A 10,214-nucleotide genomic window follows, 5' to 3' on the forward strand; every position below is an offset into this window, starting at 1 on the left:
CTGCAGGACAGTTTGCCCGCTGCGATGATGTAGCGCGTGCCGAGGGCCAGCCGGGATGCCACCGCCGATGCGCGGATCGCCGGTTTCCTGCCCGCGGCAGCCGCCGAACCCACCGTGCTCGTCATCGAGGGCGAGGCCGGCATCGGCAAGACCACGTTGTGGCTGTCCCAGCTCCAGCGTGCGCGCGACGCCGGGTTCGAGGTCTTGACGGCACGCGTCGGGCAGGCCGAATCGGTGATGGCGTTCGCCGCGCTGGCCGACCTGCTCGGTGACATCGGAGACGAACATTTCGCGTCCCTGCCCGACCTGCAGCGCCTCGCGCTGGACCGGGTGTTGTTGCGCGCCGGCGACGGCGGTCCGGCCACCGACCAGCGTGCGGTGGCCGCCGCGTTCGTGGCGGTGCTGCAGGCACTCGAGAAGGCGGCGCCGGTGCTGCTTGCCGTCGACGACGCGCAGTGGCTCGACACGTCGAGTCGCACCGCGATCGAGTTCGCCGTGCGCCGGCTCCGGGGCCGGTTCGGAGTGCTCGCGACCGAGCGGTGCGCCCCCGGCGCGGGGACCGCGGCGCAATGGCTGAGGCCTACCCGGCCGGACGGGTTCGACCGGGTCAGCGTCGCACCGATGGACTCCGGCCGGCTACATACGCTGATCGCGGACCGGCTGGGGCGAAAGCTGCCCCGGCCCACCGTGTTACGCATCTCCGAGATCTCCGGCGGTAACCCGTTTTTCGCACTCGAGCTGGCCCGCGCCCACCTCGACGGCGGCTCGGGCACCGGTTCGCCGCTGCCCGCCACCCTCACCGACGTCGTGCGCCGCCGGATCGGCTCGCTCGACGAACCGGACCGCACGCTGCTGCTGAGCATCGCCTGCGTGGCCGACCCTTCGGTGGACCTGCTGGCCGCTGCCCACGTGGTGGACGCCGAAGCCCTGATGGCGCGCCTCGAACACCTTGACGGCGCGGGCATTCTCACCATCGACGGCAACCACGTCCGGTTCGCCCATCCCCTGTTGGCCGGGGGTGTCTACACCGACGCGACGCCCACCGCACGACGCGCGATGCACCGCACCATGGCGGCGCTGGAAACCCAGCCCGAGCTGCGGGCGCGACACCTGGCGCTGGCGTCGGCCGGCGGTGACGACGAGATCTTCACCGCATTGGACCGGGCCGCGGACTCCGCGCGGGCCCGTGGCGCTCCGGCGGCCGCCGCCGAACTGCTGGATCTGGCGATCTCCCTCGGCGGCAACGATCCGTGGCGGCGGATGAAGACCGCCGAGAACCATTTCCTGGCCGGGGACACGGCGAAGGCGGCGGCGGCACTCGGCGCCATCGACACGATCGAACCGGCGATCCTGCGTGCGATGGCCGCGATCCTGCTCGCGACCGTGCTGATGTACGACAACGAGCACATCCGCGCGGTGGAACTCTTGCGCAGCGCACTCGACGACGCCGCGGGCAATGTTCCCGTGCAGATCCAGGTGCTGCTGCGGCTGTCGTTCGCGCTGAACAACAGTGGCGAGCTCGACGATGCCCGCAGGCACGCCCGGGACGCGGTGAAGCTGTCCGAGGAGTTCGGTGTGCCCGGCGTCATCAGCGCCGCGCTGGCCTGGTCGGTGAACATCAATTTCCAGTGCGGGCGCGGTGTCGACGAGGATGCGCTGGCGCGGGCGATGAAGCTCTACGACAGCACCCTCGACGTGCCGATCATCTTCCGCGCACCGTTCGTGCACGCGCTCACGTTGTCGTGGACCGGCCGGCTGGAGCAGGCGCACCGCGAACTCACCGCGGTGCGCACCGTGTGCGTCGAACGCGGCGCGGAGAGCGACATGATGGCCGTCGCCGGCTTCCTCGCGATCAACCATCTGTGGCGGGGCCAGATCGCCGAGGCCGAGGCAGAGGCCGCCGAAACCGTGGAGCGCGCAGAACAACTCGGTGGCGACGACGTCCTGATCCTGCCGATGACGGTTCGCGCCGCGATCGCCGCGTACGCGGGCCGCATCGACGAAGCGCGCTCCGATGCCCGCTGGGTGCTCGGGGCGATCAGGAACCGGCAGGCCTCCCACATCGCGGACTGGCCGGGGATGACCCTGTGCTTTCTCGAGGAGTCGCTGGGCAACCATCGCGAAGCCCTCGACGCCCTGGATACATCGTTTCTGGAGGCCGGCCAGGCTCCGCCGACCGAGCTGATCCACGCCTGGCATCTGCCCGATGTGATCGAGGCGATGGTCGGGGTCGGACGCGTCGACGACGCCGAGATGCTGACCGGTGCCCTCGAACGCAACGGTGCCGAACACGACCGACGCTGGATGCGGGCCGTCGGTGCGCGCTGCCGGGCGATGCTGCTGGCCGCGCACGGCGATGTCGCCGCGGCCAAGGCGTCCGCGGATCGGGCGATGACCGAGCACGATCGTCTCCCGATGCCGTTCGAGCGGGCCAGAACTCAGCTGTTGCTGGGCCAGCTGCAACGCCGGTTACGTCAGAAGACCACGGCAGCAACGAATCTGACCGAGGCATTGGAGACGTTCGAGCGGCTGGGCGTGCCGCTGTGGGCGCAGCGCGCCCGCACCGAACTGTCCCGCGCGGTCATCACCCCGTCCGACAGCCTCAGCGGGCTCACCCCGTCCGAGCAGCGCGTCGCCGAGATGGCGGCCTCGGGGGCGACCAACAAGGACATCGCCGCGGCGATGTTCATCAGCGCCAAGACCGTCGAGCACAACCTGACCAGGATCTACCGCAAGCTCGGCATCAGCTCGCGTGCCGAACTGGGCAGGCGGATAGACCGGCCGGCCGGCCCTAGGTGATCCAGTCCGGCTGCTGGTCGACGTCGACGGCCGAGAAGTCCTTGTGCGCCAATCCCGCGATGGTTCCGCCGTCGACGACGAACTCGGCGCCGGTCGAGTAGCTCGACTCGTCACTGGCCAGGTACACCACCAGGTTGCTGACCTCGTGCGGTTGGGCGATCCGGCCCAGTGCGGACTGGAAGATGTCCTCGGGGACCCAGTCGGCCATCGGGGTTTTCACCAGGCCGGGATGCACCGAGTTGACCCGGATCCCGAATGGGCCCAGTTCCAGTGCGGTGGATTTGGTCAGGCCCCGGACGGCGAACTTCGTCGCGGTGTAGCCGTGGCAGCCGACGGTGCCGGCCATGCCCTCGATCGACGAGATGTTGATGATCGACCCGTGCCCGGCGGCCTTCATCGTCGGTGTGACAGCCCGGATGCCGAGGAACACCCCGGTCAGGTTGATGTCGAGGATGCGGTGCCATTCGGAGAGCTCGTAGTCCTCGACGGTGCCGATGTTCAGGATGCCCGCGTTGTTGACCAGGATGTCGACACCGCCGAACTCGGTGACGGCGGTGGTCACCGCGTGCTGCCAGTCCTCGGGGCGGGTGACGTCGAGACGGACGTAGCGCGCGGCGTCGCCGAGTTCGGCGGCCACCGCCTGCCCCTCGTCGTCGAGGATGTCACCGCATACCACCGTCGCGCCGTGGGCGACCATCGCTTTCGCATGCGAGGCGCCCATCCCCCTGGCGCCACCGCTGACCAGCGCGACCTTGCCGGCCAGCCGTCCCGTCATGAATCCTCCTGCAGCCGTGGCCCGCTGGAGGGCCGGGTGAAGTCGTAGTCGGCCGGATCGGGCCGGCGCGTCCATTTCCAGTAGTCCGCGATCCGCCACGCGAACAGCGTGGGCAGCTCGCCCGCCGAGTTCTTGTAGTAGCTGCTGACCGACGGGTGGGCGTACACCATCGTCTGCAACCGGGCCTGGCTGCGCCGGTCGTAGTCCCGGCACACCGCGGCCCGCGGCGCGGCGGCCCCGGCGCCGGAGGCGAGCACCATGTCGATGCAGCCGAGGATGTAGCGCATCTGGCACTCGGAGTTGTAGATGAGGCTGGCGCCGTTGACGGCATTGGTGCCCGGACCGAACATGCAGTAGAAGTTCGGGAAGTCGGACACCGTCACCCCGAGGTACGCGTACGCGGCGTCACCCCAGGTTTCGTTCAGGCCGGCACCGCCGACGCCGCGGATGTCGATCGGCCCGAGCTGGTGGTTGACGTCGAAACCGGTGGCCCACACCAGCACATCGGCGCGCCGGTGCACGCCGTCGGCGCCGGTGACACCGTCGGCGGTGATCGCGATGATGCCCCCGGTGATCAGTTCGACGTCGTCACGTTGCAGAGTGGTCAGCCAGGTCCCGTCGTCCTGCAGGGTGCGTTTGGCCATCGGCGGGTAGTTCGGCGTGACCTTCGCGAGCAGGTCCTCGTCGTCGGTGAACGCGCGCATCCACGCGGTGAACATGTCGCGGATGCCCTGGTTGCCCGCGCTGACCGACAACCCGCCGGTGTCCCATTCCGGATCGATGGTGATCTGCTCGTCGAGCGCATCGGCGATCGGCCACCACGACACGAAGCGCAGCCACCGGCCGTAGTACGGCAGATGCCGGGTCGCCCAGCGGGCGCCGTCGCCGACCCGCTCGTGGTAGTGGATGTTGGGCGCCATCCACTGCGGGGTGCGCTGATAGACGTCGACGTGCGCGGCGGTGCCCGCGATCGCCGGGACGAGCTGGAATCCGCTGGCGCCCGCACCGATCACCGCGACCCGCTTGCCCGTCAGGTCGAGGGTGTCGTCCCAATCCGCCGTGTGGCACATCGGACCGCGGAAGTCGTCGACGCCGGGCACGTCCGGGATGACCGGGGTGCTGAACTGGCCGACCGCGCAGATCAGGCCGCGGGCGCTGAGTTCCTCGACCGGTCCGTCGGCGGTGCCACCGGCGGGCCGCACCCGCACCCGCCACAGGCAGGCCGCATCGTCCCAGTCGGCGCCGAGCACCTCGGTGCCGAAGCGGGTGTGCTCGGCGATACCGTGCCGTGCCATCACGTCGTTCAGGTACGTCAGGATCTCCGGCTGGGTGGCGTAGTGGTGTTCCCAATGGTCGGTCGGTTCGAAGGAGTACGTGTAGTACTGGCTGGCGATGTCGACGCGGCAGCCCGGGTAGCGGTTGGCCAGCCAGGTGCCGCCGGCCCCGGACTGGCGTTCGACGATGGTGAACGGCACCCCGGCCTGTTTGAGCTTGATCCCGGCCAGGATCCCGGCCTCACCGCAGCCGATCACGACGACGGGGAACGCGGCGCGTTGCTCGCGGGTCGAGGACAGCGCGGGCCCGTCCTGGTCGGCGCCGGTGATCCGCAGGTCGGCGGCGATGTAGTCGACGAGATCGCCGCTGACCTGGCCGGCGGAGATCACGTCGAGCATCACCCGCAGTTGGTGTTCGTCGGGCACGAACGGCGGCGGGCAGCCGCGGTCGCGATAATCCCGGGCGATCTGGAATGCCCTGTCCCGCACCGTTTGTTTGTCGGGTTCGCTCATCGCGCCCTGCAGGTCCATCGCGATCAGCAGGAACGGCCGCGGCAGTTCGTCGAGGATGCTCAGATCCCCGGTCATGTGCACCATCGACATCAGCAGCGCGGGCACGCTGGCGTCGTCGATCGCCGCGCGCAGCACCTCGTCGCCATCGTCGAAGGGAAGTCCGGTCAACCGCATCAGCTCAGGACTGCGTACATCCGCGCCGGTCAGGTGAGGCACAGGCCGACCATACGCCGACGGGTCAGTGGATGGTCAGGGTTTCGCGACTTCGCGTTGCGAAAGGAAGTCGAGCACCGCGTCGGCGAAAAGGTCGTTGCGGTCGCCCGCGACCATGTGGCCGGCGCCCTCGACGTCGACGAAACCGACCTGCGGGAAACGCGCCAGGAACTGCGACGCGCGATCCTGGCTGACCAGATCGCTGACCTGACCGCGCACCAGCAGCATCGGCACGCCGTCGGCGACGATCCGGCCGACCGCGTCGTGCAGCCGCTCGGTGTCGGTGACCTCCAGCGGCGGGTTGGTCGCGGTACCGTCGATGAACTGCGGATCCCAATGCCAGTACCAGCGATCCCCCCTGCGGCGCAGGTTCTTTCGTAACCCGTCCAGGTCGGCCGGCCGCGGCCGGTGCGGGTTGTAGTCGGCGATCATGTCGGCGACCTCGTCGAGGGAGGCGAATCCGTCCGCCATCTTGTCTGCCATGAACGCGTGGATGCGCTCGGCCCCCGTCGGGTCCATATCGGGCACGATGTCGACGAGCACCACCGCCGCGGCGATCCCCCGGGCCAGTTCCCCGGCGAGCAGCATCGCGGTGATGCCGCCGAGCGAGGCGCCGACGAGCACCGGCCGCGGTGGCAGGTGCGCGAGGATCTCGCCGACGTCGGCGGCGAAGCTCGCGACGCGGTAGTCGCCGTCGGGCGACCAGTCGGATTCGCCGTGGCCGCGCAGGTCGACGGTGACGGCCTGCCACCCGCGCCGGGCCACCGCCGCCGCGGCCCGGTCCCAGGACCGGCGGGTCTGTCCGCCGCCATGCAGGAAGACCACCGCACGCGACGCGGGATCGCCGCGCCGGTCGGCGACGATGCGCACACCGCCGTACCCGTCGGCGACGAAGGGCTCCGGTGCCCCGATCGTCTCGGTCACCCCCGGATGGTAAGCCCCTCCCCCCACTCCGCGAGCGCGCATGTCTGTACCCGCCCGCGCGGCGTGTCGCGTGCTCCGGCGTGCACTCGCCGCCGCCGACTGCCGCCATACTGACCGCGTGAAAGGTCTGACCGGCAGAGGCGTTCTGGTGACCGGCGCGGCATCGGGGATCGGGGCGGCCACCGCGCGCCGACTGATCGACGAGGGCGCCACCGTCGTCGGCCTCGACCTCGCGCCGGAACCCCCCGGCGAATTCCCCTATCTGCAAGGCGATGTGCTCGACGCGGAGACGGTCGGGCGTGCGGCCGCCGCTGTCGTCGAACGGGCGGGTCGCCTCGACGGTGTCGTGCACTCGGCCGGGGTCGGCGGCGGCGGGCCGATCCACCTGGTGCCCGACGACGAGTGGGACCGCGTCGTCGACATCAACCTCAAAGGCACGTTCGTGGTGATGCGGGCCGCGCTGACCCAGATGCTCGACCAGCAGCGGGTCGACGGGCAACGCGGTTCGATCGTGACGCTGTCCAGCGTCGAGGGACTCGAGGGCACCGCGGGCGGCAGCGCCTACAACGCATCCAAGGGCGGCGTCGTGCTGTTGACCAAGAACGCCGCGATCGACTACGGCCCCAGTGGAATCCGCGCCAACGCGATCTGCCCCGGCTTCGTCGAGACGCCGCTGTTCGATTCGGTGATGGGCCTGCCCGGGATGGAGGGTCCGCGCGGCGAGCTGCGCCACGAGCACAAGCTGCGCCGGTTCGGCCGCCCCGAGGAGGTGGCCGCGGTCGCCGCGTTCCTGGTCTCTCCGGATGCGAGTTTCGTCAGCGGCCAGGCGATCGCGGTGGACGGCGGCTACACGGCAGGCCGCGACCACCACGTCACCGACCTGATGGGCCTCGGCGGGGACTGACTACCAGATGACGGCCAGCGCGGCCGCCGTGAACGCGAGCACCCCGGCCGCGACGAACATCGGCCGCGGCACCGCCTCGCCGGTGCGCTTCTGCCGCGCGCTGCCCATGCCGAGCAACGCACCGATGACGACCAGGATCACCAGCTTGATCCCGATCTTCGGGTAGTTGAGCTCGATGCCGGCCGGCCAGGGCGCCGCCAGCGCGAGACCGGTCAGCAGTGACACCAGCAGCCCGTAGTCCATCACCCGCGTCATGCGGAAGCGCCGCGCGGCCGCCTCGGCGACCCAAGCCCCGAACATCACGGCGAAGCCGACGATGTGCAGCAAGACAACTACAGACCGTAGTACTTCCATGCCGTGAGGTTACAACACCCGCGGCCGGAAACCGCGGATCAGTGTCAGATCGGCGGCGTGCCCGCGGGCACCTGATAGCAGTTGGTGCTGCCGATGCCGAACACGTAGATGGTGTCGCACCGGGTGAACGAGCCGTCCGGGCCCGGCGGGCTGTCGCAGCGCCCGCCGCCGTGTCCGGCGATCACGGTGCTGGGCCCGACGCACGGCTGGGCCGTTGCGGGGGCCGCGACCACCAGTGCCGCTGCCGGAAGCGCGATCGCGGCGCCCAGTCCGAAAATCTGTCGTGTTGTCATCTCGTCACTCCTTCCCCGCGTCCGCGGCCGGCGGACGCACCCCCGGGAGGCCAGATGAGCTGGAGACGGCACACCGGCCTCCGCTGGATACGGTTACCCGTTTCGGGTTCAGGGCAGGCAGTCGGTGGACGCCGACAGCTCGGCCTTCATGTTGCGTTCCATCATCGCCAGCGCGGCCTTGCCGAGATCGGCGTCGATGTGCGCGACCGCGTCCGGCGGCACCACCACGTCGTAATGGCGGACGTAGCCGTCGAGCGCGGAGTAGAGAATGCACTGCTCGGTGACCTGGCCGACCAGGATGATCCGCCGCGTCTCCAGGCGGGTGAGCAGATAGTCCAGCGACGTCGCGTAGAACGCGCTGTGCCGGACCTTGGTCAGGAAGCGTGCGTCGGGCCCCGGGACGACCGGCCGCACCAGATCCGGGCGGGCGCCTTCGACAGCGGCCTTGACGATGTCGGACGGTTCGGCGGCGAAGTCGCCGTAGTTGTCGTTGACGTAGACGACCGCGACATCGTCGCGCGCGGAGGCACGCGAGATCAGGTCGCTGACCGGCTCGACGATGCCGGCGACGTTGGTGGCGAGTTGCTCGGCGTCGGGATGGTCGTAGGTGTTGAACATATCGATGACAAGCAGCGCGGTCTCAGTCGTGGCGGTCTCACTCATGGGCTATTGATATCCACGCCGCGGCTGCTTAATCCACGACAGGACGATCCACGACGTCGCCATCGCGTACACCATCAGCCCGCGCGTTGTCCCGATCGGACATATGCGCCGGCGCCCGGCGTCCATACCCTTTTCCCATGACGACCTCCCTGGTCGGCGGTCCCGCGCTCGCGCAGACCCGCCGCATAGTCACCGAGATCCCCGGCCCGCGCTCTGTCGAGCTCGCGCAGCGCCGCGCCGCGGCCCTGCCCGCCGGGCTCAACAGCGCCGCCGGCGTGTTCCTCGCCGCCGCGGGCGGTGGCGTCGTGGTCGACGTGGACGGAAACTCGTTCATCGACCTCGGCAGCGGTATCGCCGTCACCACGGTGGGCAACTCCGCGCCATCGGTGGTCGGCCGTGCGGCCGAGCAGCTGGCCCGGTACACGCACACCTGCTACCTGAACATCCCCTACGAGCCGTACATCGAGGTCGCCGAGCGGCTCAACGCGCTGACACCGGGTGACCACGAGAAACGCACGGTGCTGTTCAGCACCGGCGCCGAGGCCGTCGAGAACGCCGTCAAGTACGCCCGCATCGCCACCGGGCGCGACGCGGTCGTGGTGTTCGACCACGCGTTCCACGGCCGGTCGCTGCTGACGATGACGATGACCGCCAAGGACCAGCCCTACAAGCACGGCTTCGGTCCGTTCGCGCCCGAGGTGTACCGGGCGCCGATGGCCTACCCGTTCCGCTGGCCGTCGGGCCCGCAGAACTGTGCTGCCGAGGCCTTCAGTCACTTCCAGACCCTGATCGACGCGCAACTCGGGGCCGACCAGGTCGCCTGCGTCGTCGTCGAACCGATCCAGGGTGAGGGCGGATTCATCGTCCCCGCCGAGGGCTTCCTGCGCTCGGTCGCCGACTTCTGCCGGGACCGGGGCATCCTGCTGGTCGCCGACGAGGTGCAGACCGGGATCGCCCGAACCGGCGCGTGGTTCGCATCCGAGCACGAAGGCCTGGTGCCCGACCTGATCACCACGGCCAAGGGCCTCGGCGGCGGATTGCCGCTGGCCGCGGTGACGGGCCGCGCCGACATCATGGACCGCGCGCACTCCGGCGGCATCGGCGGCACGTACGCGGGCAACCCCGTCGCATGTGCGGCCGCGCTCGGCGTGTTCGACGAGATCGCGCAGCACGATCTGATCGGGCGGGCCCGCGCCATCGGCGAGTTGATCACCCGCGAACTGCGCGGCATCGCCGCGAGCACCGACATCGTCGGGGAGATCCGCGGCCGCGGCGCCATGATCGCGGTCGAACTGGTCAAGCCGGGCAGCCGCGAACCCCATAAGGAGGCGGTGGCCGCCCTGGCCAAGCACTGCCACGACAACGGTGTGCTGGTGCTGACCGCGGGTACTTTCGGCAATGTGCTGCGCTTCCTGCCCCCGCTGGCGATCTCCGATGAGCTGCTCACCGAAGCCTTCGATGTCCTCCGCGACGGATTCGCGTCGCTGTAACCCACCTCGCTT

At 69.9% G+C, this 10,214-nt stretch carries 9 protein-coding genes; 3 read left to right on the plus strand and 6 right to left on the minus strand.

Going from position 1 to position 10,214, the window contains the following annotated elements; genetic code table 11:
- Window positions 1–36 precede the first annotated feature (36 nt).
- Window positions 37–2,799 carry a helix-turn-helix transcriptional regulator gene (locus NTM_RS26990; protein WP_232079854.1) on the plus strand — a complete coding sequence of 921 codons (2,763 nt, stop codon included), beginning with the start codon at window positions 37–39 and terminating at the stop codon, window positions 2,797–2,799.
- Here the strand turns inward: NTM_RS26990 and NTM_RS26995 are convergent.
- Genes NTM_RS26995 through NTM_RS27005 form a run of 3 tightly spaced genes read right to left on the minus strand, consistent with a single transcriptional unit; the run spans window position 2,792 to window position 6,540 of the window.
- The gene (locus NTM_RS26995) at window positions 2,792–3,574 is read right to left on the minus strand and encodes a glucose 1-dehydrogenase (RefSeq protein WP_104863621.1); all 783 of its coding nucleotides are present in this window, start codon (window positions 3,572–3,574) and stop codon (window positions 2,792–2,794) included. The two genes, NTM_RS26990 and NTM_RS26995, sit on opposite strands and share 8 nt — an antisense overlap.
- Window positions 3,571–5,577, minus strand: a complete 2,007-nt coding sequence (locus NTM_RS27000) for a flavin-containing monooxygenase (protein ID WP_163769141.1) — start codon at window positions 5,575–5,577, stop codon at window positions 3,571–3,573. The genes NTM_RS26995 and NTM_RS27000 overlap by 4 nt, the downstream gene beginning before the upstream one ends.
- A gap of 33 nt (window positions 5,578–5,610) precedes the next feature.
- Window positions 5,611–6,540 (minus strand): alpha/beta fold hydrolase, encoded by a 930-nt coding sequence (locus tag NTM_RS27005; protein WP_179964011.1) that lies wholly within the window; start codon window positions 6,538–6,540, stop codon window positions 5,611–5,613.
- Window positions 6,541–6,616: 76 nt separating this feature from the next.
- Between NTM_RS27005 and NTM_RS27010 the strand changes: the two genes are divergently transcribed.
- Window positions 6,617–7,402: an SDR family NAD(P)-dependent oxidoreductase gene (locus NTM_RS27010; RefSeq protein ID WP_232079855.1), complete on the plus strand. Its 786-nt coding sequence runs from the start codon at window positions 6,617–6,619 to the stop codon at window positions 7,400–7,402.
- Here NTM_RS27010 and NTM_RS27015 read toward each other — a convergent pair whose 3' ends face one another.
- The 3 genes from NTM_RS27015 to NTM_RS27025 form a co-directional block, all read right to left on the minus strand.
- Window positions 7,403–7,756 (minus strand): Fe-S protein, encoded by a 354-nt coding sequence (locus NTM_RS27015; protein WP_104863617.1) that lies wholly within the window; start codon window positions 7,754–7,756, stop codon window positions 7,403–7,405.
- A gap of 44 nt (window positions 7,757–7,800) precedes the next feature.
- Window positions 7,801–8,049 carry a CDGP domain-containing protein gene (locus tag NTM_RS27020; RefSeq protein WP_163769143.1) on the minus strand — a complete coding sequence of 83 codons (249 nt, stop codon included), beginning with the start codon at window positions 8,047–8,049 and terminating at the stop codon, window positions 7,801–7,803.
- Between the two features lie 108 nt (window positions 8,050–8,157).
- Entirely contained in the window at window positions 8,158–8,712 is a 555-nt protein-coding gene (locus NTM_RS27025; protein ID WP_163769144.1) for a cysteine hydrolase family protein, read from the minus strand.
- Window positions 8,713–8,849: 137 nt separating this feature from the next.
- Between NTM_RS27025 and gabT the strand changes: the two genes are divergently transcribed.
- Window positions 8,850–10,202, plus strand: coding sequence for a 4-aminobutyrate--2-oxoglutarate transaminase (gabT, locus tag NTM_RS27030; protein WP_163769145.1), 1,353 nt, complete (start codon window positions 8,850–8,852; stop codon window positions 10,200–10,202).
- Window positions 10,203–10,214: the final 12 nt, after the last annotated feature.

Origin of the sequence: Mycolicibacterium parafortuitum (assembly GCF_010725485.1) — a bacterium.
Lineage (GTDB): Bacteria > Actinomycetota > Actinomycetes > Mycobacteriales > Mycobacteriaceae > Mycobacterium.